General features: G+C 74.3%; 19 protein-coding genes. 10 read left to right on the top strand and 9 right to left on the bottom strand.

Going from position 1 to position 23,362, the window contains the following annotated elements; translation table 11 throughout:
- Window positions 1-172: 172 nt before the first annotated feature.
- Window positions 173-1,078, bottom strand: coding sequence for a DUF3027 domain-containing protein (locus ACFWJW_RS35700; protein WP_387249063.1), 906 nt, complete (start codon window positions 1,076-1,078; stop codon window positions 173-175).
- Between the two features lie 368 nt (window positions 1,079-1,446).
- Between ACFWJW_RS35700 and ACFWJW_RS35705 the strand changes: the two genes are divergently transcribed.
- The 4 genes from ACFWJW_RS35705 to ACFWJW_RS35720 all read left to right on the top strand — a co-directional run bounded on the left by ACFWJW_RS35705 (window position 1,447) and on the right by ACFWJW_RS35720 (window position 5,126).
- Window positions 1,447-2,895: an MFS transporter gene (locus ACFWJW_RS35705; protein WP_387249065.1), complete on the top strand. Its 1,449-nt coding sequence runs from the start codon at window positions 1,447-1,449 to the stop codon at window positions 2,893-2,895.
- A 70-nt stretch (window positions 2,896-2,965) separates the two neighbouring features.
- A complete protein-coding gene (locus tag ACFWJW_RS35710) occupies window positions 2,966-3,469 on the top strand; it encodes a hypothetical protein (RefSeq protein ID WP_387249067.1) in 504 nt (167 codons plus the stop codon).
- Between the two features lie 9 nt (window positions 3,470-3,478).
- Complete coding sequence (locus ACFWJW_RS35715; RefSeq protein WP_387249069.1) at window positions 3,479-4,264, top strand: futalosine hydrolase; 786 nt, start codon at window positions 3,479-3,481, stop codon at window positions 4,262-4,264.
- Between the two features lie 10 nt (window positions 4,265-4,274).
- A complete protein-coding gene (locus ACFWJW_RS35720; protein WP_387249070.1) occupies window positions 4,275-5,126 on the top strand; it encodes a 1,4-dihydroxy-6-naphthoate synthase in 852 nt (283 codons plus the stop codon).
- A gap of 61 nt (window positions 5,127-5,187) precedes the next feature.
- Here the strand turns inward: ACFWJW_RS35720 and ACFWJW_RS35725 are convergent, their stop codons facing one another.
- Window positions 5,188-5,571 (bottom strand): cold-shock protein, encoded by a 384-nt coding sequence (locus tag ACFWJW_RS35725; RefSeq protein WP_018089689.1) that lies wholly within the window; start codon window positions 5,569-5,571, stop codon window positions 5,188-5,190.
- A gap of 279 nt (window positions 5,572-5,850) precedes the next feature.
- Between ACFWJW_RS35725 and ACFWJW_RS35730 the strand changes: the two genes are divergently transcribed.
- Window positions 5,851-6,075, top strand: coding sequence for a hypothetical protein (locus tag ACFWJW_RS35730; protein WP_387249094.1), 225 nt, complete (start codon window positions 5,851-5,853; stop codon window positions 6,073-6,075).
- Here ACFWJW_RS35730 and ACFWJW_RS35735 read toward each other — a convergent pair.
- Entirely contained in the window at window positions 6,012-6,677 is a 666-nt protein-coding gene (locus ACFWJW_RS35735; protein WP_387249072.1) for an HAD family hydrolase, read from the bottom strand. The genes ACFWJW_RS35730 and ACFWJW_RS35735 overlap by 64 nt on opposite strands.
- Before the next feature lie 84 nt (window positions 6,678-6,761).
- Entirely contained in the window at window positions 6,762-7,940 is a 1,179-nt protein-coding gene (locus tag ACFWJW_RS35740; protein WP_387249074.1) for a hypothetical protein, read from the bottom strand.
- 176 nt (window positions 7,941-8,116) lie between these two features.
- Between ACFWJW_RS35740 and ACFWJW_RS35745 the strand changes: the two genes are divergently transcribed.
- A complete protein-coding gene (locus ACFWJW_RS35745) occupies window positions 8,117-10,624 on the top strand; it encodes a helicase-associated domain-containing protein (RefSeq protein ID WP_387249076.1) in 2,508 nt (835 codons plus the stop codon).
- A gap of 82 nt (window positions 10,625-10,706) precedes the next feature.
- Here ACFWJW_RS35745 and ACFWJW_RS35750 read toward each other — a convergent pair whose 3' ends face one another.
- Window positions 10,707-11,255, bottom strand: a complete 549-nt coding sequence (locus tag ACFWJW_RS35750; protein ID WP_387249078.1) for a hypothetical protein — start codon at window positions 11,253-11,255, stop codon at window positions 10,707-10,709.
- A gap of 440 nt (window positions 11,256-11,695) precedes the next feature.
- Here ACFWJW_RS35750 and ACFWJW_RS35755 point away from each other — a divergent pair, with 440 nt between their 5' ends.
- Together ACFWJW_RS35755 and ACFWJW_RS35760 are read left to right on the top strand one after the other, a co-directional pair.
- The gene (locus ACFWJW_RS35755; RefSeq protein ID WP_387249080.1) at window positions 11,696-12,709 is read left to right on the top strand and encodes a peptidoglycan-binding protein; all 1,014 of its coding nucleotides are present in this window, start codon (window positions 11,696-11,698) and stop codon (window positions 12,707-12,709) included.
- A gap of 128 nt (window positions 12,710-12,837) precedes the next feature.
- The gene (locus ACFWJW_RS35760; protein WP_387249082.1) at window positions 12,838-14,490 is read left to right on the top strand and encodes a DNA repair helicase XPB; all 1,653 of its coding nucleotides are present in this window, start codon (window positions 12,838-12,840) and stop codon (window positions 14,488-14,490) included.
- A gap of 50 nt (window positions 14,491-14,540) precedes the next feature.
- Here the strand turns inward: ACFWJW_RS35760 and ACFWJW_RS35765 are convergent, their stop codons facing one another.
- Together ACFWJW_RS35765 and ACFWJW_RS35770 are read right to left on the bottom strand one after the other, a co-directional pair.
- Window positions 14,541-15,815 (bottom strand): glycosyltransferase 87 family protein, encoded by a 1,275-nt coding sequence (locus tag ACFWJW_RS35765; RefSeq protein ID WP_387249084.1) that lies wholly within the window; start codon window positions 15,813-15,815, stop codon window positions 14,541-14,543.
- A gap of 263 nt (window positions 15,816-16,078) precedes the next feature.
- Complete coding sequence (locus ACFWJW_RS35770) at window positions 16,079-16,288, bottom strand: hypothetical protein (RefSeq protein ID WP_387249086.1); 210 nt, start codon at window positions 16,286-16,288, stop codon at window positions 16,079-16,081.
- Window positions 16,289-16,648: 360 nt separating this feature from the next.
- On the opposite strand from ACFWJW_RS35770, the gene ACFWJW_RS35775 reads away from it, so the two are divergent.
- Complete coding sequence (locus ACFWJW_RS35775; protein ID WP_387249088.1) at window positions 16,649-18,751, top strand: HelD family protein; 2,103 nt, start codon at window positions 16,649-16,651, stop codon at window positions 18,749-18,751.
- A 108-nt stretch (window positions 18,752-18,859) separates the two neighbouring features.
- On the opposite strand, the gene ACFWJW_RS35780 is transcribed toward ACFWJW_RS35775, so the two are convergent.
- Together ACFWJW_RS35780 and ACFWJW_RS35785 are read right to left on the bottom strand one after the other, a co-directional pair.
- Window positions 18,860-20,848, bottom strand: coding sequence for a serine/threonine-protein kinase (locus tag ACFWJW_RS35780; protein WP_387249090.1), 1,989 nt, complete (start codon window positions 20,846-20,848; stop codon window positions 18,860-18,862).
- Window positions 20,849-21,096: 248 nt separating this feature from the next.
- Window positions 21,097-21,819 (bottom strand): copper homeostasis protein CutC, encoded by a 723-nt coding sequence (locus ACFWJW_RS35785; RefSeq protein WP_387249092.1) that lies wholly within the window; start codon window positions 21,817-21,819, stop codon window positions 21,097-21,099.
- A 291-nt stretch (window positions 21,820-22,110) separates the two neighbouring features.
- On the opposite strand from ACFWJW_RS35785, the gene ACFWJW_RS35790 reads away from it, so the two are divergent.
- Window positions 22,111-22,794: a hypothetical protein gene (locus tag ACFWJW_RS35790; protein WP_042147189.1), complete on the top strand. Its 684-nt coding sequence runs from the start codon at window positions 22,111-22,113 to the stop codon at window positions 22,792-22,794.
- Window positions 22,795-23,362 lie beyond the last annotated feature (568 nt).

Genomic DNA, 23,362 nt, shown 5'->3' on the forward strand with positions numbered 1-23,362 from the left:
GGCCTGTGTTGTGGACGTAAAGCGAAGCAGTCCACAACACAGGCCCCGGAGGACCGACCCCGCCACCCACCACCCAGCAGAGCGACCCCCGCCCAAACACCCATCCCCGCCGACAGGCGAAAAAACAGGCACGGCGGCGCCACCCGACAACGTGGGAATGAGCCCCCAGCGCTTAGCTGTGACCCAGCTCCTCGGCCGGGCCCGTGTCCTCGACGGACCCACCATCCCGCTCGGGACGAAGCGACAACGGCTCAACAACCGTCTCGTCCACAACCGGCGCGGCCGGCCGCGGCGGTTTCGGCATGACGGCCGCCTCGGAATGCGCCCCGCACCCGTACGCGAGGGAGACCACCCGGCCGTCCGCCGGGGAGAACTCGTTGGCGCAGACGCCGAACGCCTGGCCCAGGGAGCCGGGCAGCGTGGTGAGGAAGCCGCAGGTCACGCAGGTGGCGGGGGCCGCCTGGGCCATGGGGGTGCGGGCGCCGTACGCCTCTTCCCAGCGGTCGGCGGCGGTGTGCAGGCCGTAGCGGGAGAGCACCCGGGCCCGGCGCATGCCCAGTTCCTCGGCGACCGCCGCGATGCTGCCGCGCTCGGGGGCGGGCTGGACGGCGGGCGAGCCCGGGACGACGTCCGCCTCCTCGGTGTCGGCGACCTCGGCGGCCATGCCCTCGGCGACCGGGGAGTTCGGGGGCGGGATGTCCTCGCCGGTGAAGCCGGGCTCCAGGCGCAGGTCGTCGGCCTCGGTGGGCAGCAGATCGCCGGGGCCCATGTCGCCGGGGCGCAGCCGCTCGCTCCACGGCACCCACTCGGGCGCGAGCAGGGCGTCGGGGCCGGGCAGCAGGGCCACCTCGGCGAGCGTGACGATCTTGGCGCGGGAGGCCCGGGCGACCGTCGCGGCCCAGCGCCAGCCCCGGTAACCGGGCTCGTTGCAGGCGAAGAGGTGGGTGACGACGCGGTCTCCGTCGGCAACGGCCTCGATGTGCTCGCCGACCATGCCGGGCAGTGCGGCTTCCTCCGCCGCCGCCCTGGCAAGGTCAACCGCCTCGGCGCACAGGCGGTCAGGGGTACGGCTTCGCATCGCAGCACTCACAAGAATCGATTCTCTCTTCCACGCCGTCTCACGAGTGCGCCAGCCGGAGCTGTCCTTGTCCTGTCCGGACGACCGGCGGTGCCGGGGCGGGCGGAGCGGACCTGGGGACCGCGTCGACGTCCGCGCCCGGTCGTTTCGGTCGAGCGCACCTCTTACGTCCCATTCTGCGGGATCGCGCGGAGGCACGCGGCCAAGAACGACCGCCGGTGGCGCGCTACACACGCTACCCCTTCAACGGTGGACGACCCCTCGGTGGGAGCGGCAAATGTCCACGGCCGCGGCCGCGGGCCGGTACGCCCCGCGCGGCAGGGGGGAGAAAGTGCCCTCTCCTGGGCGAGTTGGGGCACTATGACCGGATGGCTGCCGTACGGGCGTCGAAGGTGTCGAAGGTGTCGAGGACAGCAGGGAAATCGTCACGGGTCTCGCGCGCCTCGACGCGCGGCGGGGACGGGCGCGGCCGGGTCCGCCGGGCGGGCCGGGCCGTCGGCCGTGCGCTGCACCGGCCGTTCACCGGAGCGGCGCGCGGGGTGCGGCGTGCCACGCATGCGCACGGCGCCGGGGAGTCGGGGCTGGGCAAGCTGATCGAGCTGCATGCGGTGAACTCCGCCGGCGACATGCTGATCACCGTCGCGCTGGCCTCGACGGTGTTCTTCTCGGTGCCGACGGATGAGGCGCGGGGCCGGGTCGCGCTGTATCTGGCGGTCACGCTGGCGCCGTTCGCCCTGCTCGCACCGGTGGTCGGACCGCTGCTGGACCGGGTGCCGCACGGCCGGCGGGCGGCGATGGCGGGCGCGATGCTGGCGCGGGCCCTGCTGGCGCTGACGATGTCCGGCGCGGTCACCACCGGGGGGCTGGAGCTGTATCCGGCGGCGCTGGGGGTGCTGGTGTCGTCGAAGGCGTACGGGGTGGTCCGCAGCGCGGTGGTGCCGCGGTTGCTGCCCCCGCGGATTTCGCTGGTCAAGGCCAATTCCCGGGTGACGCTCGCGGGGCTGCTGGCGACGGGCGCGGCGGCCCCGGCGGCGGCCGGGCTGCATCTGATCGGGCCGGCCTGGCCGCTGTACGGGGCGTGTGTGGTGTTCGTGGCCGGCACGGTCCTGTCGTTCTCGCTGCCGCACAAGGTCGACTCGGCAAAGGGCGAGGGCCGGGCCCGGCTGGCGTCCCGGGACGCGGCGCGGCAGGCGGGCGGCGGGCGGAAGCCCGGACTGCGCACGGTCGGGCCGTCGGTGCTGCACGGTCTTCAGGCCAATGCCTGTCTGCGGGCGCTCTCCGGTTTCCTGACGTTCTTCCTGGCGTTCCTGCTGCGGGAGCATCCGCTGGGCGGGCTGGGGCCGGCGGCCTCGCTCGGGCTGGTGGTGGTGGCGGCCGGGACCGGCAACGCACTGGGGACGGCGGTCGGCGCCTGGCTGAAGGCCCGCGGGCCGGAGCGGATCATCGCCGCGATGCTGGGGCTGGCGCTGTGTGCGACGGTGCTGGCGGCGGTGTTCTACCAGGCGGTGGCGGTGGTCGTGGTGACCGCCGCGGCGGCGGCCGCGGGGCTGTGCCAGGCGCTGGCGAAGCTGTCGTTGGACGCGATGATCCAGCGCGATGTGCCGGAGGAGGTGCGTACCTCCGCGTTCGCCCGGTCCGAGACGGCGCTCCAGATGTCGTGGGTGGTGGGCGGCGCGATCGGGATCTCGCTGCCGCTGATCGGGACGCTGGGGATGGCGGTGGCCGCGGGGCTGGTGGCGCTGGGCGTGGTGCTGGCCGTACGGGGACTGCTGAGCGCGGCCCGGCAGGGCGGGACGCGGAGCGCGCGGGTGGCCTGACCGGCGACGGGCGGCGCGGCACGCCGCACCCGGGCGTGGCGTGAGCAAAGGCGCCAGATAGCCTGCCCGTATGACCGCTGCGTTGATCTCCTGGGGCAAGGGCCGCCGTGCCGCTGCCGCCATCGGTGCCGTGTCCCTGGGTCTCGTCACCCTCTCCGCCTGCGAGAAGCCGACCGCGCTCTCGACCGTGACCGTCGGTTCGTCGACCGTGACGGCCGAGGCCACGCCCGGCTGCGACGGTGACGGCAAGGTCCTGTCCAAGAAGGACGTCTCGGCCTGCCTGACCAAGAAGGGCGGCAAGACGATCACCGTGCACCCCGGTGAGAAGGTGCGCGTCGGCGTCGACCCGGAGGTCGCCAAGTCCGGCTGGATCGTCATCGGCGCCGGCCCGGTCATGCGCGAGCCCAGCAAGCAGACGTACCGCAGCTTCGACGCGGACACGCTCTTCATGCAGCAGAACCCGCAGACCGGCCAGACCACGTACTCCAAGGACGTCACCCTCCAGGTCGCCGAGCTGGGCGCGGGCGAGGGCCCCAAGACGATGTGGCACTTCACGCTGAAGCAGGAGAACTAGGAGCGCCGCATGAGGCGGGTCCTGGTCGTCACGGCGGTGGCCGCCGAGCGTGACGCGGTGTGTGCCGCGGCGGGGTCCGGCGCGCCGGCGACGCTGCCCGGCGGGCAGGAGCTGTTGCGGGCGGCCGGGCTTCCGGTGGCGCTCGACGTACTGGCCGCCGGCGTCGGTCCGGCCGCCGCGGCCGCCGGCACGGCCACCGCGCTGACCGCCGCCGCCCTCGCCGGGCAGCCGTACGACCTGGTCGTCTCGGCCGGCATCGGCGGCGGCTTCGCCCCCGCGCACGGGACGTCCGGTGCGCCGCTGGGGTCGGTGGTGGTCGCGGACGCGATCGTCGCGGCCGACCTCGGCGCGGAGACCCCCGACGGCTTCACCCCGGTCACCGAACTCGGCTTCGGGACGGTCGCGCACCGCCCCGACCCGGCGCTGGTACAGGCCGTCGCGGCGGCGACCGGCGCGAGGGCCGGCACCGTCGTCACGGTCTCGACGGTCACCGGCAGCGCGGCCCGCGCGGCCGAGCTGGCGGAACGTCACCCGGGGGTGCTGGCCGAGGCGATGGAGGGGTTCGGCGTCGCCGAGGCGGCCGCCGCCCACGGGGTGGCGGTGCTGGAGATCCGTGCGGTCTCCAATGCCGTCGGCCCCCGCGACCGCGCCGCCTGGCGCATCGGGGACGCCCTCGCCGCGCTGACCGGCGCCTTCCGTACGCTTCCCGGAGCCCTCACGGCCGCCGCCGGACCGGCTCCGGAACCTCCCCCACGCTCGACGTCGCTCGCGCCGGGGGGACCCCCACGTCCTTGAGGAGGACCCCGTGACCCGGCCGCTGAGCATCGCGTACTCGCCGTGCCCGAACGACACCTTCGTCTTCGACGCGCTGGCGCACGGCCGCGTCCCGGACGCGCCGGAGCTGGCGGTCACCTTCGCCGACATCGACGTCACCAACGGCATGGCCGAGCGCGGTGAGTTCGATGTGCTGAAGGTGTCGTACGCGGTGCTGCCGTGGGTGCTCCAGGACTATGCGCTGCTGCCGTGCGGCGGGGCGCTGGGGCGCGGCTGCGGGCCGCTGGTGCTGACCCGGGAGCAGGGCGCGGCGGCGGATCTGGCGGGCAGGACGGTCGCGGTGCCCAGTGAGCGGTCCACCGCGTATCTGCTGTTCCGGCTGTGGGCGGCGGCCGAGGTGCCGGGCGGCGTCGGGGAGATCGTGGTGCTGCCGTTCCACGAGATCATGCCGGCCGTGCGCGACGGCAAGGTCGACGCGGGCCTGGTCATTCACGAGGCGCGCTTCACGTACCAGAACTACGGCCTGTTCTGCCTGGCCGACATGGGCGAGCACTGGGAGCACAGCACCGGGCTGCCGATCCCGCTCGGCGCGATCATCGCCAAGCGGTCGCTGGGCGAGCGGACGTTGCGCGATCTCGCGGCGGCGATCCGCAGTTCGGTGCTGATGGCCTGGGACGATCCGGAGGCATCCCGGCCCTACGTCCTGGAGCATGCGCAGGAGATGGACCCGAAGGTCGCCGACCAGCACATCGGGCTGTACGTCAATGAGTTCACCGCCGGCCTCGGCGAGGACGGCTATGCCGCGGTGCGCGGGCTGCTCACCCGCGCCGCGGCCGAGGGGCTCGTTCCGCCCCTCGGCCGCGATGCGCTGAGCTTTGTGTGAGAGATGCCGGGTGGGACGGCCGCGGGTGCGGGCGGGGTGCGCCGGTCCGCGGCCGGGCGCGTCAGACGTCCAGCTGGTCGGCGACGGCGCGCAGCATGCCGGCGATCTTGGCGCCGTGCACCTTGTCCGGGTAACGGCCCCGTTCGAGCTGCTGGGTGACGTTCTCCAGGAGCGTGGTGAGATCCTGGACGATCGAGGCGAGTTCGTCGGGCTTGCGGCGCTGGGCCGCGGCCACCGAGGGGGCGGGGTCGAGCAGTGTCACGGTCAGCGCCTGGTCGCCGCGCTGGCCCGCGACCACGCCGAATTCGACGCGCTGGCCAGGCTTGAGTGCGGCTACGCCGTCGGGCAGCACCGACGAGTGCACGAAGACGTCACCGCCGTCATCGCGGGAGAGAAAGCCGAAGCCCTTCTCACTGTTGAACCACTTGACCTTGCCGGTAGGCACGTCTGTCCTCGTCCTCGTACTCGTTGGAAAATAACTGGGCCGGGTCTACTGCGGAATCTGCGGGCTGGCTTCCTCTCCGCCCGGGTGAGGCCGGGGTGAAGAGGTCTGGAGAGCAATGCAGCGGGCCGCAGGACCCGCCACCCCAAGGCTAATGGTCCCAAGGCCGGTGACAAGACGCCGCCGGGTGGATCCTCCGTGCTTCTGGCCCGGACTTACCCTGGTCAGGTGTCTGATGAAACGCCCCTTGCCGGGGATCTGCTGGTCCGAATCGGCGCGATCATGTTCCTAGTTGGCGCAGCGGCCACTCTCGCCACGGTGGCCCCGCTGTTCCTGGGAACCGATCCGCTGCCGTCCGTCTTCTACGGCGTGTGCATGCTGATGGGCGCCGGTTTTCTCGTGGCGGCGGCCGGAGTGATCCGTTCCGTGCTCGCGCAGCGCCGTCAGATGGCGGCGGCTTCGTCCCCGTCGGCCCCTTCCGCCCCTTCCGCCCCTTCCGCCACATAGCGCGCCAGCCAGGACGGAAACTCCGTGAGGTCGCCGAGCACCACCTCGGCGCCGGCCGCGCGCAGTTCCGTGGCGTCACACGGGCCGGTGGCGACCGCGACGGACAGCGCGCCGGCGGTGTGCGCCCCGACGACGTCACCGATGTGGTCGCCGACGTAGACCTGTGCCTGGTGCTTGTCCAGCGCCTCGGCCTTGCCCGCCGCCCACAGGGAGCCGAAGAGGGCGTCCACGTCGAGCCCGAGGTGTTCCAGGTGCAGCTTGGCGTTGGGTTCGTATTTGGCGGTCACCACGATCGGCTGGCCGCCCGCCCGGTGCACCGCGTCGATCGCCTCCCGGGCGCCGGGCAGAGCGGGCGACGCCGCGACCGCGAACTCCGGATACAGCGACCGGTAGAGGTCGGCGATCTCCGCCACCCGCTCCTCGGGGAACCACCGGCTTATCTCCTCCTCCAGCGGAGGCCCCAGCCGGCTCACGGCGAGGTCGGCGTCGACGAAGGTGCCGGTCCGGGCGGACAGCTCGTGATAGGCGGCCCTGATGCCGGGGCGGGAGTCGATCAGCGTCATATCGAGGTCGAAGCCGACCGTCAGGGTGTGTGCAGCCATGCCTGCCATTGTGCCCGCGGCGCCCCGCCGGTCATCCGGCCCGGTGCCCCGCACCGTTCGTCCGGCCCGGCGCACCGCGCCCGTTCACCGCGGCATCCGCCGCATCCGCCACACCAGGAACAGCGCCGAGGCGACGGCCGCCACCCGCGCCATCACCGGCAGCCCGGCCAGCATTTCCTCCCCCAGCCGGCCCTGGGCGAGGGGCTCGCCCCAGCGCCCGTCGAACCGGCCCCACAGCCACACCACCAGGCCGCCGACGACCGTGCCCGGCACACCGAGCGCCGCGAACTTGGCCTCGGCGCGGGTCAGCCGCTGCGAGACGTAGGCGAGCCCCCAGCCGGCCGCCAGCGCGAGCCACGACCCCAGGGCCGCACCGGTCACCAGCAGCAGCACCGCCAGCGTCAGGACGGGGCTGAGCGGGGCCCGCGCCGGGGCCGCCACGACCTCTTCCCCGGCCTCGGCCTCGGCCTCGACCGGGGGCTCGGGGGCGGCGCGCCGGCGGCCCAGCGCGCGCCGCAGCATCCCGGGCAGCCGGCGCTCCCCCGCTCCGGCCTCGTCCGCGGCCTGTCCGCCCGCGTCGGCCCCGGCCGCGCCGTCCTTCGTCAGCGACAGCGGGCGCTCGTCCTCGGGCCGGTCCCACATCTCCGGGATCTCGATCCCGCCGACGAATCCGGGCACGGTCTCCCCCGGCCCGAACGGCGCCGGCTCGACCCGCCACCAGTCCGGTGCGTCCTCGGCGTCCCCCAGCTCGTCGGCGCCGGCCAGATGCGGGGGCAGGCCGACGGCCGGCGCGGGGTCCGGTGCCCCGTCGCGCGGTGCGGGGACCGCGCCGCCCGTGGGGGCCTCGCCGCCGCCGGCCGCCTTGCCGGTGAGTCCGCTGCGCGCGGCGAGGCCGGTGAGTTTGCCGCGGGCGCCGCTCCACCGCCGGGGCGGCCCGGCGGGCCGCGGGCCGAGAGGTACGGCGGGCCCGTCGCCCGCGGCGGTACCGGCTCCCGGCTCCGGCCGCGTCGCCGAGCCGCTCCAGGCGGCGCCCGGCACCCGGTCGTCCGCGCTCCCCGCCGCCGCGACCACCGCCTCCGGCGTCCCCAGGCGGGCCAGCAGCCGCTTCACCCCGGACACCGAATCGGCCTGACCGCCGTCGATCTCGGCCCGGAGCCCGCTCACCAGCCGCATCCTGGTGGCGGCGGGCAGCCCCCGCTGCTGGGCCAGGTCGCCGACCCGGCTCAGATAGTCAAAGACGAGCTGATCACTCTCGATCCCCACGAAATCCCCTGCGGCGTCCGCTGGTTGCTGCTCCGACGGTACCGCTTCGACCGGCGGCCGGGCCGGAGGCGGCCCGGGGGCGGCGCAGCGGGTGTCCGACGGACCGGGGCGGACCGGGGCGGCGGCGTGCGGCCGCGCGCTCCCCTGTCCTCCCCGGCCCCGCTAACGTAGGACGAATGACCGGTACACCCCGCACCCTCGCCGAGGAGCTCAGGACCCGCACCGACCGCGGGCTCGTCGGACTGCTGCGGGCACGGCCCGACCTGCTCAATCCGGTGCCGGGCGATGTCACCCAGCTCGCGACCCGGGCCGGGACGCGGGCGTCGGTGGTCCGCGCCGTGGAGCGGCTCGACCGGTTCGTGCTCCAGACCGCCGAGGCGCTGGCGGTGGCGCCCGACCCCTGCCCGTACGACACGCTGGGCGCGCTGATGGGCGGGGACGCCGGGGACCCGGCGGTCGCCGCCGAGCTGCCCCGGGCGGTGGCGGAGCTGCGCGCGCAGGCGCTGGTGTGGGGCCCGGACGACCGGCTTCGGCTGGTGCGGACGGCCCGTGAGCTGCTCACGCCGAGCCCCGCGCACCCGTCGCCGACCGGCCTGGGCCCGACCGTCGCCGAGGCCATGGCGGGGATGTCGCCGGGGCGTCTCCAGGAGATCATCGCCGCGGCCGGGCTGCCCACCACCCACGATCCGGTCACCGCGGTCGCCGCGCTCACCACGCTGTTCGCCGACCGGGCCCGGATGGCGGCGCTGCTGGACACCGCGCCCGCCGAGTCCGTCGCCGTGCTCGACAAGCTGCTGTGGGGGCCGCCCTACGGCGCGGTCACCGACCGCCCGGCCCCGCATCTGCAATGGCTGCTGGACCGGGGCCTGCTGATCCCGGCGGGCGCCCGGAATGTCGTGCTGCCGCGGGAAGCGGCGCTGCATCTGCGGGGCGGCCGCGCCCATCACACCCCCGAGCCGGTCCCGCCCGCGCTCGCGCCCGCCACGGAACGTGATCCACAGCTTGTGGACAACGCCGCCGCGAGCCAGGCGTTCACCGCGCTCGCGACCGTCGAGGAGCTGCTCAAGGAGTGGGACCTGGGCGGGCCGGCCGTCCTGCGCGCCGGCGGGATGAGCGTCCGCGACCTCAAGCGGACCGCCGTCGCCCTGGACACCACCGAGCAGCTCGCCGCCTTCTGGCTCGAACTCGCCTACGCGGCCGGGCTGATCGCCTCCGACGGCGAGGCCGACGAGCGGTTCGCGGCCACCCCGGCCGCCGAGGAGTGGCTCCAGCTGCCCGACCACGCGCGCTGGGCGGCGCTGGCGGCCGGCTGGCTCGCCGCGACCCGCGCCCCCGGGATCGTCGGCAGCGCCGACGCCAAGGGCCGCGCGCTCGCCGCCCTCGGTCCGCACCTCGACCGCTCTCCCGCCCCCGAGGTCCGCCGCCGCGCCCTCGCCCTGCTCGCCGCGCTGCCGCCGGGTACCGCCGTCCCGGCGTCGGCGGTACTGGCCCGGCTGCGGTGGGAGCGGCCGCTGCGCAGCGGCGCACCGGCCGCGGGCCAGCCGCCGGCCGGCGACGGCGCCACCGCCGCGCCCGGCCCCGACCCCGCCGACGACCTCCGCTCACGGCTCGCCCAATGGACCCTGACCGAGGCCGAGTTGCTCGGCGTGACCGGACGCGGCGCCCTCTCCACCCACGGCCGCACCCTGATCGACAGCCCGTCGGACAGCGCCGCCCCCACCCCCGCCGAGACCACCACCGCCGCGACCCGCGCCGCCGACCTGCTCGCCCCGCTCCTCCCCGAGCCGGTCGATCATGTGCTCCTCCAGGCGGACCTGACCGCGGTCGCGCCCGGCCCGCTGCACCGCCCGCTCGCCGAGGCGCTCGGCGTGCTCGCCGACATCGAGTCCAAGGGCGGCGCGACGGTCTACCGCTTCACCCCCGGCTCGGTACGCCGCGCCCTGGACGCCGGCCGCTCCGCCGCCGAGCTCCAGGAGTTCCTCGCCGCCCACTCCCGCACCCCGGTCCCGCAGCCGCTCGCCTATCTCATCGACGACGTGGCCCGGAAGCACGGGCAGCTGCGGATCGGCGCGGCCGCCGCCTATGTGCGCTGTGACGACGACGCGCTGCTCGCCGAGATCCTCGCGGACCGCCGCGCCGCCCCCCTCCGGCTGCGCCGGCTCGCCCCGACCGTGCTCGCCGCCCAGAGCTCCCCCGACCAACTCCTCGACGGCCTCCGGGCGATGGGCTACGCCCCGGCCGCCGAGTCGGCCGCCGGTGACGTCCTGATCGCCCGCGCCGACTCCTACCGGACCCCGCCGCGCACCGCCCCCGCCCCGGTCCCGGACGGCCCGCCGTCCCCCGACCCCACCCTGCTCGCGGCGGCGGTCCGCGCCATCCGCGCCGGCGACCTCGCGGCCACCGCGGAACGCAAACCGGTCCAGGCCCCCGCCCCGGCCCCCGGCGCCTTCCCCCGCACCACCTCCGCCGAGACCCTCGCCACGATGCAGGCCGCGGTGCTGACCAACTCCGCGCTCTGGATCGGCTATGTCAACGCCGACGGCGCCGCCAGCCAGCGCGTCATCGCGCCCGTACGCGTCGAGGGCGGCTTCGTGACGGCGTACGACCACACCTCCGACGAGGTCCGTACGTACCCGCTGCACCGGATCACCGGCGTGGCGGAACTGGCGGACGACTCGGTCTGAGCGGGCGGCGGGCGGGCCGGTGCCCGGCCGCCCTTTCCGGACGGCCGGGCACCGGCGGGGATCAGACGAGCCGCAGCCGCGGTCAGCGGGGCCAGCCGCAGTGGACGTGGGTGGCGTGTCCGGCGCTCCCCGGCCCGAGGACCTCGGTGGCGCCGAGCTTCCGGCAGGCGGCCATCAGATCGCGGTGCGGGGCGCCGCTGCCGACGTGGCGGCCGTTGATGTAGTTGATGTCGAAGGCGAGCCCGGCGTAGTGGCGGGAGCGGCCGCTGTGGTCGCCGCCGACGATCTCGGAGACCGCGATCCGGTAGCCGTACCGGGTCCGCAGCTTCAGCATCCCGTCGAGCATCCGGGTGTCCAGGGCGACCCGGCGATTCGGCCGGTCGCTCCAGCGGCTGGTGAGCGCGCCCTTGCCGTGGGCGGTGTCGACGAGGTTCTGCCGGGCGGTGGACGCGGCGTGGCTGCCGCCGACGTGGCCGGTGGCCGGCGTGATCCCCTTCGTGGCCAGGATCTGCCGCGCCAGCGTGGCCCGGCCGGGGGCGGCGGTGGCGGAGGTGGTGGCCGCGGTGCCCATGAGGGCGGCGAGCGCGGCGGCCCCGGCGATCAGGCGCGGGGCGAGGGTGCGTACGGACATGAGTGACTCCTTGTCAGGTGAGGGTGGGTGAGGGTGGTTGCCGTCGGCCCGGCCGGCGCCGAGGCGGCGAGGCGCCAAGACGGCGAGCACGCTCCCGCCCGCGGCACGGGCAAGGGCCGTACCTCCCCGAAAGGGTGATGTCAGGGGCATGGCCCGCTCCCTCGTTTCCTTGCCGAACAGGTGCGTTGACCCCCTCCGCTTCCGCATTCGCGCAGGCCGGCGCACCCCTGGGCCAGGGGTGGGAACGGAGCGGAGGGTGCGCGGCCCGGCCGGCGGCGCCCCTCAACGATGCAACAGCGACAGGGGACTTCACTACGATCTGCCGGGCTCCGGCTCATGCATCGATGCAGCACCCCGATGCACCGTGCTGACCTGCGCTTATGCAGCAGTGGGTGGCCGAGCGCGACAGCTTGAGGACATTCGGACGCCCCGGGGGAAGCATGACGGGACCCACCGCACCGGACCGGGACGCGGTCCGCGCGCTGGCGGAACTGCTCAGGACGTGGTGGGAGTTGTCGGCGCGGGACGGCCGGCCGAAGCCCACCCAGCAGTCGCTGGCCGGCCGTCTGGGCATCGACCAGACGACCCTCTCCCGCTATCTCAACCCCCGGCACCCCTCCACCGCCCCGCTCAGAACCGTCGAACTCCTCCACACGGTGCTGCGCGCACCGGCCGCCGACCTTCCCCGGGCCCGCGCGCTGGCCGGGGCCGCCGCGGCCGGCGCGGCCCGTAAGTCACCCCGCCCGGCCGGCACCGCCCCGGCGGACGGCCCCGATGCCCCGGCCACGAGCCCCGGGGACCCGTCCGCCGGCCCGCGGCCCCCCGGCCCGGTCTCCGCCCCTCCCCCCGTTCCGGCCCCGGCGGCCGCCGTGCCCCGCCGCACGGCCGCCGCCCGCGCCGCCCTCGCGTTCCTGGGCGTGCTCACCCTCGGCGGCGGTATCGGCCTCGGCTGGGGCGTGCTCGCCCACCGCGCCGGCCAGGACGGTCCGCCGGTCGCCGCGGTGGCCGCCCCGGCGGGCACTACGGCCACCGGCTGGCCGCTGGCCCGCAAGGGCGATCTGCTGTGGAAGGCCCGTGCCGTCCAGTACCTGCTGCGGGCCCACGGTCATGCCGTCGAGGCCGACGGCGACTTCGGGCCCCGGACGGCGGCCGCGGTGAAGACGTTCCAGGCCGCCCACGGTCTGCTCGCGGACGGCAAGGTCGGCCCGCGGACCTGGTCGCATCTGATCATCCGGATCGATTCGCGGCACGCCCCGCAGCAGGCGGTCGTGGCCCTCCAGTACCTGCTCGACAACAGCGGCACCGCCACCGACATCACCGGCCTCTTCACCCCCTCCACCACCCGCTCCCTGGAAACCTTCCAGCGCGACCGGGCCCTCCCCGTGACCGGCGTCGCCGACCGCGACACCTGGCGGGCCCTCCTCGCCGCACAAGGGCCCGGCATCCATCGCTGACGGCCGCCGCGGCGATGCGGCACACTGGACGTTTGGCCGTATGTGCGGTCGATGTCCGCGGTCGTGATCAACGAGCGGTGCTGCGGCCGGTCCCGGCGGCCGACGGCCGGAAGCGAAAGGCGAGGCGTGTGAACGGACCCCTCATCGTCCAGAGCGACAAAACGCTGCTGCTGGAGGTGGACCACGAGCTGGCGGACGCCTGCCGGCGGGCCATCGCGCCCTTTGCCGAGCTGGAGCGGGCGCCGGAGCACATCCATACCTACCGGGTGACCCCGCTGGGACTGTGGAACGCGCGGGCCGCCGGGCACGACGCCGAGCAGGTCGTGGACGCGCTGGTGCAGTTCTCCCGGTATCCGGTGCCGCATGCGCTGCTCGTCGACATCGCCGAGACGATGTCCCGCTACGGGCGGCTGACGCTGGTCAAGCACCCCGCGCACGGTCTGGTGCTGACCTGCACCGACCGTCCGGTGCTGGAGGAGATCCTGCGTTCGAAGAAGGTGCAGCCGCTGGTCGGGGCGCGGCTGGATCAGGACTCGGTCGTGGTGCACCCGTCGGAGCGCGGGCAGATCAAGCAGACGCTGCTCAAGCTGGGCTGGCCGGCCGAGGACCTGGCCGGTTACGTCGACGGTGAGGCGCACCCCATCGAGCTGCGCGAGGACGGCTGGGCGCTGCGGCCGTACCAGCAGCAGGCCGTGGAGGGCTTCTGGCACGGCGGCTCGGGCGTGGTCGTGCTGCCCTGCGGTGCGGGCAAGACGCTGGTCGGGGCGGGCGCGATGGCGCAGGCCAAGGCGACCACGCTGATCCTCGTGACGAACACGGTCTCGGCCCGGCAGTGGAAGCACGAGCTGGTCCGGCGGACCTCGCTGAGCGAGGACGAGATCGGCGAGTACAGCGGGACGCGGAAGGAGATCCGGCCGGTCACCATCGCCACCTACCAGGTGCTGACGACCAAGCGGAAGGGCGTCTACCCGCATCTGGAGCTCTTCGACTCCCGCGACTGGGGCCTGATCGTCTACGACGAGGTGCATCTGCTGCCCGCCCCGGTCTTCAAGTTCACCGCCGATCTTCAGGCCCGGCGGCGGCTGGGGCTGACCGCGACGCTGGTCCGCGAGGACGGCCGGGAGTCGGATGTCTTCTCCCTCATCGGGCCCAAGCGGTTCGACGCCCCGTGGAAGGAGATCGAGGCCCAGGGCTATATCGCCCCCGCGGACTGTGTCGAGGTCCGGGTCAATCTGACCGAGTCGGAGCGGCTGGCGTACGCCACGGCCGAGACCGAGGAGAAGTACCGCTTCTGTGCCACGACGGCCAGCAAGCAGTACGTGACCGAGGCGCTGGTCCGCCGGCACCAGGGCGAGCAGACGCTGGTCATCGGCCAGTACATCGACCAGCTGGACGAGCTGGGCGAGCATCTGGACGCACCGGTGATCAAGGGCGAGACCACCAACGCCCAGCGCGAGAAGCTCTTCGAAGCCTTCCGGCAGGGCGAGATCTCGGTGCTCGTGGTCTCCAAGGTCGCGAACTTCTCCGTCGACCTCCCGGAGGCGACGGTCGCGATCCAGGTGTCCGGCACCTTCGGCTCCCGCCAGGAGGAGGCCCAGCGGCTGGGCCGGGTGCTGCGCCCCAAGGCGGACGGGCACGAGGCGCGGTTCTATTCGGTCGTCGCGCGCGACACCATCGACCAGGACTTCGCTGCCCACCGCCAGCGCTTCCTGGCCGAGCAGGGCTACGCGTACCGGATCGTGGACGCGGACGAGCTGCTGGCGGCCGACGAGGACGTCTGAGCCGGACGGCCGCTGAGCCCGACGACCACTGAGCCCGACGGCCGCCGGGCTCAGACCGCCGGGGACCGGCCGGCCGCCGGCTCCCGTGCGGTGCGCGGCGACGGGAGACCGCCGCCCGGAGCCACCGGCGGCCGCCGGGTCCACCAAAAGACCGCCGCCAGCAGGGCCGGCCCGAGCAGGGGATACGGGGACGCGAACGGCTGCTGCCACCAGGGGATCCGCAGATCGAGATCGCCGGTGTGCGGGACGATCCACATCGTGCGGGCGGTGAAGGCGAGGGTGACGGCGGCCAGCAGCGCCCGGCGCCAGGGGTTGCGCCGGGTGCGAGCGGCGAGTGCGATCAGCAGCGGCACACACCAGACCCAGTGGTGGGACCAACTGATCGGCGAGACCAGCAGCGCCGTGACGGCCGTACACAGCACGCCCCAGCCGTCCAGGCCGCGGCGCAGAAAGACCCGGCGGGCGGCCCAGAGCCCGGCGGCCGCGGCGAGCAGGGCGGGCACCGCCCAGAGGAGGCCGGGCTCGGGCTGGTGCAGCACTCGGGTGATCAGGCCCTGGAGGGACTGGTTGTCGACGAGCCAGACCTTGCCGACCCGGCCGGTCTCGAACATCCGCCGGGTCCAGAACTCGATGCTGGCACCGGGCAGCACCAGCCAGCCCACCAGCACCGAGCACAGGAACCCGGCGAGCGCGGTGCAGGCGGCCTTCACCCGGCCGGTGACGAGCAGGTAGACGGCGAAGAGCGCCGGGGTGAGCTTGATGCCGGCCGCGATCCCCGTGGCGAACCCCTTGAAGCGGGCGCCGTCCGGGCGGGAGAGGTCCCACAGGACCAGGCAGGTCAGCGCGAGGTTGACCTGCCCGAACACGAAGGTCTGGAAGACCGGCTCCAGCCAGAGGCCGAGCGCGGTGGCGGTCAGCAGGAAGGGCGCGGTGTGGGCGGCCCTGCCCAGGCCGGCGGCCTTGCAGGAGAGGTGGATGAGCAGCGCGAGCAGCGCCGCGTTGACGAGCACGCAGACGACCTTGAGCGTGCCGAGCGAGAGCCAGGTGGTCGGTATGAAGAGCAGGGCGGCGAAGGGCGGATAGGTGGCCGGAAGTGCCCACTTGGTGACCGTGAAGCCGTAGAGATCACCGCCGGTGGCGGCGGCCTGTCCCTCGGCCCGGTAGACCGCTATATCGGACATCGGCAGCGGCTGGACCTGGTAGAGCACCCAGAGTCCGGCGAAGGACGCCAGGAGCAGCGCCGTGGCGAGCGCCAGCCGGCCGGGATGGGCGGTGCTCTGCGCCCAGGTGCGTCTCCACGTCCATGTCCCCTCGACGGCAGACACCCGCTGACCCCTCCCCGTTGCCCTGAGCGCGCCTGTCGCGGTGACGCTAGTGGATCGAGGCCGACCGTCCGTAACGGTTTCCGGTCATCCGGATGTCGACGCGGGGGCCGGCTTCGCGCGCCCGATCGCGCGTGTGGTGTGCATGATCTGTACGCGCCTGGGCGGCACGCGTGTGATGCGGCTTCTTGCCCGTATTGTGCGCCGCGCGGGCGGACAAGGGCGGCCGGGGCGCGCGCTCGGTTCCATGTGGCGGGGCCGCGGCATCAGTCGTCCGCGTACTCGCCCATGACGACGACGCTGAAGGCGGCCGAGGCGAAGACCTTGATCGCGCGGAGGGCGTTGCCCACGACATAGCGGTGCTCGTGGGTGTCCGCCGGATCGCGCCCGGGGCCGACGCCGAGGGCCGTGGCGCCCTTGGCCGGGTGGAGGGAGACGGGGTGGACAGGACCTGGGGGAATCGCTGCGCTGCTCATGACTCCATGATGGAATTCACGCGATTGCAGCACATCGGTCCATAGGTCCATCCCTGTGGGCCGGATGTCCGTCTTCAGGCCCACCCCGCCCCCTACGGGAGACGGATGCCCGCCGTCGCGCCGGAAACCGCCGCGGCCCGCCGTAAATCCGTTGGCGCCCCCGTGAGCCGCTGACTACAATCGCGCGTCTGCCTGCCTCCCGTCGAGGAGTGCCGCCGACCGGTCGGAAACCGGCCGGCCCTTCGCTTCACGCCGCTGAACCCGCACACGCAGGACCCGCGCTGTGCACCGACACCGGCCCGCCGCGCCCGCGCTCGACCGGCGCGCGCCCGCCGACGTACCCGCCACGGAGGCAACGCCGTGCCCTCGCACGCCCCCCACCCGACCACGGAGCCGCGCACCGAAAGCTCCCAGCCGGCATCCGACGACCCGCTCCTGCGCGAAAGGGCCCACCTCGCGGCCTCCCGCTCCGCCCTGCGCGCGATGCGGGCCGACGCCGAGGCGCTGAACATCGCCGATGTCACCGCGAACTGGGTCAACGCCGAGGTTCTCCAGGGCGAGATCGACGCCCGGATCAAGGCGCTCGCCGACCTCTCGCACACCCCGCTCTTCTTCGGCCGCCTCGACTATCTCCACGCGCCGGGCCTCGACCTCGCCGAAGGCGCCGCCGGAGAAAGCTTCTACATCGGCCGGCGGCACGTCCACGACGCCGACGGCGACCCCATGGTCATCGACTGGCGCGCGCCCGTCTCCCAGCCGTTCTACCGGGCCTCCAAGAAGGACCCGATGGACCTCAAGCTGCGCCGCCGCTTCGGTTACACGGCCGGCGAGTTGACCGCCTACGAGGACGAGCACCTCACCGACCCGGCCGAGGCCGCCCGGACCAGCGCCCTCCTCCAGTCGGAGATCGAGCGGCCGCGCGTCGGCCCCATGCGGGACATCGTCGCCACCATCCAGCCGGAGCAGGACGAGATCGTACGGGCCGGCATCGGCGGCTCGGTCTGCGTCCAGGGCGCGCCGGGCACCGGAAAGACGGCGGTCGGCCTGCACCGTGTCGCCTATCTGCTGTACGCGCACCGCGAGCGGCTGGCCCGCTCCGGCACCCTCGTCATCGGCCCGAACCGCTCCTTCCTCCACTACATCGAGCAGGTGCTGCCGGCCCTCGGCGAGCTGGAGGTCAAGCAGGCCACGGTCGATGACCTGGTCGGGCATGTGGAGGTACGCGGTACGGACGAGGCGGCCGCCGCGACCGTCAAGGGCGACGCCCGGATGGCGGAGGTGCTGCGGCGGGCGGTCCGCTCGCACATCACGCCGCCGCAGGAGCCCTGTGTGGTCGTCCGCGGCTCCCGCCGCTGGCGGGTACCCGCCTATGAACTCGAAGAGATCGTCCAGGAGTTGCGGGACCGCGAGATCCGCTACGGCGCGGCCCGGGACGCCCTGCCGCAGCGGATCGCCCATGCCGTGCTGGTGCGGATGGAGCAGGCGGGCGAGGCCCCGGACGACCGGGTGCAGGACGCGGTGGCCCGTAACACCGCCGTGAAGGCCGCGGTCAAGGCGGTCTGGCCGCCGGTCGATCCGGCGAAGCTGGTGCTGCGGCTGCTGGGCGACGCCGACTTCCTCGCCGAGCAGGCCGAGGGGATTCTGACCCCGGAGGAGCAGAAGACGATCCTGTGGAACAAACCGGCCCGCAGCGTGAAGAGCGCCAAGTGGTCCGCCGCGGACGCGGTGTTGATCGACGAGGCGACGGACCTGATCGCGCGCACCCCGTCGCTGGGCCATGTGGTCCTCGACGAGGCCCAGGACCTCTCCCCCATGCAGTACCGCGCGGTCGGCCGCCGCTGCACGACCGGCTCCGCGACCATCCTCGGCGACATCGCCCAGGGCACCACTCCCTGGGCGACCAACACCTGGGAGGAGGCGCTGACCCACCTGGGCAAGCCCGGTTCGGCCGTCGAGGAGCTCACCCAGGGCTTCCGCGTGCCGCGCGAGGTCATCGCCTACGCGTCCCGGCTGCTCCCCGCCATCGCCCCCGACCTGACGGAGGCCACCTCGATCCGGGAGTCGGCGGGCGACTTCGCGATCCGTCCGGTCGACCCGGCCGGCCTGACCGCCGCCACCCTCGCGGCCTGCGACGACGCCCTCGCGAAGGAGGGCTCGATCGGCCTGATCGCCGCGGAGGCCCGGATCCCGGAGCTGCGCTCGGCCCTGGAGGCGGCGGGCGTGACCTGCCTGGCCCCCGGCGAGGAGACCTCTGCCGAGGCCCGGCTGACGCTGGTGCCCGCCACCCTCGCCAAGGGCCTGGAGTACGACTACGTGGTCCTGGACGAGCCCGCCGCGATCGTCGACGGCGAACCGGACGAACGGACCGGCCTGCGCCGCCTGTACGTCTGCCTGACCCGTGCGGTCTCCGGCCTGACGGTGGTCCATGCGGCGGCCCTGCCGGAACAACTGGCCGACGGCTGAGGGGTTCTGCGGGCGGCCGCCGAGGGCACGGCGCCTGACGCGATTTTTCGGCGTCAGGCGCGGCGGCGTCAGGCGGTCAGGCGGTCAGGCGGTCAGGCGGTCAGGCGGTCAGGCGACCTTGGCGCAGATCATCGTCGCGCCGTCGTAGACATTCCAGGAGTAGCGGTAGCGGCCCGGCTCCCCCGGGCAGGCGCCGGTGCCCGCCGAGGCCCGCAGGACGGCCGTGACCTGCATGATGTAGTCGAACTCCCGGGGCACCCGGTCGGCGCTGCAATTCCACGCGGTGAGCAGGTTCGCCGGTCCGGGGCGGCCGCCCCGGGCCTTGGCGAGGAAGCACTGCCCCTTGCGGAACTGCCGCTCCACACACAGGTTGGTGGACGAGGAACCCGTCCCGCCGTGCCACCAGCCACCCCGTCCACCGCCGGAGGGACAGCCCCCGGCCCCGGTCACCCGCAGCACCCGCAGATACGCACCGGCGGCCCCGCAGCCGACCCGCACCGGCGCCGAGCGGCTCCAGTTGCCGTAGCCGTCCTGGTAGGCATCGAGGCAGTCCCCGCTCCGTACGGCGGCGAAGGCCGCATCGACCGGGCTCGGGGTACGGGGCGTGCCCGCCGTGGGCCGCGAACCGGCCCCGCCGCTTGAGTACGTACCGCTGGACGTACTGCCGGCCGTGCTGCCGGACGTACCGCTCGACGAGCCGGAGGTGTCCGTGGCTTCCCAGGGCTTCCAAATGAAGACCACGAACGCGATGCACAGGAGCACCGGCCAGAAACAGCCACTGCCGGACGAGGAGTTGGCGGCCTGCGGGGTGGGCGCGGTCTTGGCGGAGGCGGCGGGCTTCGACGAGGCGGACGTGCCGGTCTTCGACGAGGCGGACGCGGTGGCCTTGGACGAGTTCGCCGAGGCCCGGGCCCGCTTCTCCCGCAGCGCCTCTTGGGCGCGCTTCTGCCGCTCCCGCTCGGCGCGTTCCCGGCGCTGCTTCTCCGCGGCCTGCGCGGTCGCCCGCGCCTGCGCCCGCTTGCGCGCCTCCGCCTCCTTGCGCTCCCGCTCCTCCTGCTTCTGCCGCGCCGCCCGCTCCTCCTGCTCCCGGTGCGCGGCCCGCTGCTCGGTGTAGACGCGGGTGGGCCCCGGCGGCGGGACCTGTTGCGTCCCCTCGTCGGCGGCGGGCGGCTGCGCGCCGGTGGTCTTGCGCAGGGCCCGCCCCTGCGCCTCGTATTTCTCGATCAGGGCGGTCCACCGCGGCGGCAGCCAGCGCTCGCCGCGCCGCGAGGTCGGCATCCGGTCGAGCTCCTCCAGGAACTGCCGCAGCACATCGGCGGGTTCGGGCCGCTCGCCCGGATCGGCGGCCAGGCACGGGCGGATCAGCGGGGTCAGCTCCCGGGGCAGCCCCGTCAGATCGAGCGCACCGCGCTGCACGAGCGTCAGCAGCCGGATCGTGTCGTCGGTTTCGGGGTACGGCGGGCGGCCGACGGCCAGATAGAAGAGCGTCGCGCCCAGTGAGTACACGTCGGACGCCGTGGTGGACTGCTCGGCACGGGCCTGCTCCGGCGAGGTGAAGGCGACGGTGCCCAGCGTCAGCGTCGTCCGCGTGATGTCGTTGGCGTGCGAGATGCCGAAGTCGATGAGCCGGGGCCCGGCCAGCGGCAGCAGGATGTTCTGGGGTTTGACGTCCCGGTGGACGATGCCCTCGTCATGCAGGATCACCAGCGCCTGCGCGGTACCCGCCGCGATCCAGCGCACCGCGGAGCCGGGCAGCCGGCCCGCGCTGCGGACGAGCTCGGAGAGCGCGGGCGCCGGTATGTACTCGATCGCCATCCAGGGCAGTTCGGCGTCCGGATCGGCGTCGCGCACCCGGGCCGTATAGGCGCTGTCGATCCGCCGGGCCAGCGTCACCTCGCGGGCGAACCGCCGCCGGTCGGTATCGCTGACGACGCCCTCGGCGAGCAGCGTCTTGACCGCGGCCAGCGAGCCGTCGACCGCGGACCGCGCCAGATAGATCCGCCCCATACCCCCGGAGCCGAGCCGTCCCAGCATCCGGTAGCCGCCGAGCCGCCGCGGGTCGTCACCACCGAGCGGCTTGACTCCCATACCCGTCATGCCGTGTCACCCTCCCCCTGGTCCCCCCACCGTGACACTCGTCAAACAGTGCCACGCCAAAGGGAGTTGAGGAAGCGGGCCGGGTGGGGGCGCGGTGGGCCCGATGGGCCCTCTTCCCTAGGGGGCCGCGCCTCTCAGCGTCGTCGGGTGCGCGACGCTCTCAGCCCGGCGAATCCTCGGCTGTCCCGGCTGTCCCGGCTACCTCGGCCGCCTCGGCTACCCCGGCCGCCTCAGCCGCCTCGGATCCCTCAGACCCGCTGGGCGACGGGCAGATCCAGCGCCTCCCGCCACTCCCGTACCGCCGCCGCCTCCACCGGGGCCGACCAGCCGGCGGGGCGGGCCGCGCCCCCGATGTGGAACGCGTCGAGACCGGCCGCCCGCAACGCCGGCAGATGGCCGAGCCCGAGGCCGCCGCCTACCAGGATCCGCGGCGCGTAGCCGGGCTCGCCCGCCGCCGTACGCGCCTGCTCGGCGAGCAGCGTCGGCAGCCCCCGGTCGACGCCCTGCGCGGACCCGGCGGTCAGAAAGGTGTCGAGCCCGGCGGCTCCGGCCGCCCCGGCCAGCTCCTGGCGCAGCGCGTCCCGGTCGGCGGCCCGGTCGATGGCCCGGTGGAAGGTCCACCGGCAGCCGTCGATCACCTCGGCCAGCGCCGTCACCGCCGCCAGATCCGGCCGCTCGTCCGGCGTGAGGAATCCGAGGACGAACTCCTCGGCACCCTCCGCCCGCAGGGCCGCGGCCTCCTCGCACAGCGCCGCCACATCGCCCGCCGCGAAGCCGTCGGTGGCCCGCAGCATCACCCGCAGCGGAAGGCCGACGGCCGCCCGGATCGCCGCGAACGTGGCCCGGGGCGGGGTGAGCCCGTCGGCCGCCATGTCCGTCACCAGCTCCAGCCGATCGGCCCCGCCGGCCTCGGCGGCGACCGCGTCCTGCGGGCCGAGCGCGATCACCTCCAGCAGCGCGCGCTTGCTCATATGACCCAATCCTTCGCTGACGACATGACGGGACGGACGGACCCCATAACAGGTCTAGTCCAATATCCCAGAGTACGGGCCACCCGGCCCTCCGGACACCAGCCCCTCACCGGCACGCCCGTAATCCGCCCATACGCCTTACCCGCCCCCACCCGCGCGACCACCCGCCGACCGTCTTTGGCCCCCGGGACGACCGCCGCCCCCTTCTGCACTCGCCGCGGCCGTCCGCAAACCTGACCGGGCCTCACCCTCCGCCCCGGATTTCGCCGGGTGCGAGGCACAATGGCTGGCATGAACCCCGTGCCCCGTACGGCAGACACCACCGACCCGGCGCCGGAGCTGCGGCAGCGCTGGGCCGACACCGTCACCGCGGCCCGCGGCACCAAGAACCCCACGGCCCCCGACCCGGCCCCGTACGCGGACAACCTCCTGTCCCGCTGGCGCGAACCGCAGCGCCGCTACCACACCGTCGACCATCTGGCCGCGGTCCTGCTGCGCATCGACGAACTGGCCGAGCACGCGGATGACTTGCCCACCGTCCAGTTGGCGGCCTGGTTCCACGACGCGGTCTACCGCCCGGACCGCTCCGAGAACGAGGAGCGCAGCGCGGCTCTCGCCGAGCGGGCACTGCCCGAGCTGGGCATCGGCGCGGCCCGCACGGCCGAGGTCGCCCGCCTGGTGCGGCTCACCGTCACCCATGACCCGGCGCCCGACGACCCCGACGGCGAGGTGCTCTGCGACGCGGATCTCGCGGTGCTCGCCGGGTCCCCCGACCAGTACGCCGCCTACGCCGCCGCGGTCCGCGCCGAGTACGCGTTCGTCCCCGACCCCGACTTCACCGCGGGCCGCTCCGCCGTCCTGACCCAGCTCCTCTCCCTCCCGCGCCTCTTCCGCACCCCTCGCGGGTACGACCTCTGGGAACACACTGCTCGGCGCAACCTCGCTACGGAGCTGGATCTGCTGCGGGGGGCGTAGGGGGGCTTGGGCCTTGGCGGGTCTCGTACTCGGCTGCGGGTGCCGTTGTGGCTGGTCGCGCCGTTCCCCGCGCCCCTGTTTTGGTCGCCGTACGTCGCTTGGTGCGGCGCCGTTGGTGGCTGGCGCCGTTGCGGGGTCCGTGGTTGCCGCGGGGGTCGGAGGGGACGCACCGGGACCCGTCCTCGGCGCGGGCGACGCGGCTACGAGCGATTGATTGCCCCGGTGTTTGCTCCGGTCCTGCGGGCGGGCCCCGGTACATCCCCTCCGACCGTCCCCCGTTGCCGTCTGCCGGTCGGTGGCACCGTCCGTCACAGCCCAGCTCGGCCCGCGTCCAAGCTGCTGGGGACGGCCCGGCCAGGTGCTTGCCAAGAGGTGCCGCCGCATCGCCGTAACGGTCATCGGTACGGCGGGACGGCCGCGCACGCACGGTGGTCGGAGGGGATGCCCGGTGCCCCGCCCGCAGGACTGGAGCGAACACCGGGGTGCCTTACCTCTGGGACCAGGGCCGCCCGCGCCGAGGACGGGGTACCGGGCGTCCCCTCCGACCCGCCACCCACCCGCCGTAGGC

The organism is Streptomyces sp. NPDC127097, from assembly GCF_042724075.1.
Classification (GTDB): domain Bacteria; phylum Actinomycetota; class Actinomycetes; order Streptomycetales; family Streptomycetaceae; genus Streptomyces.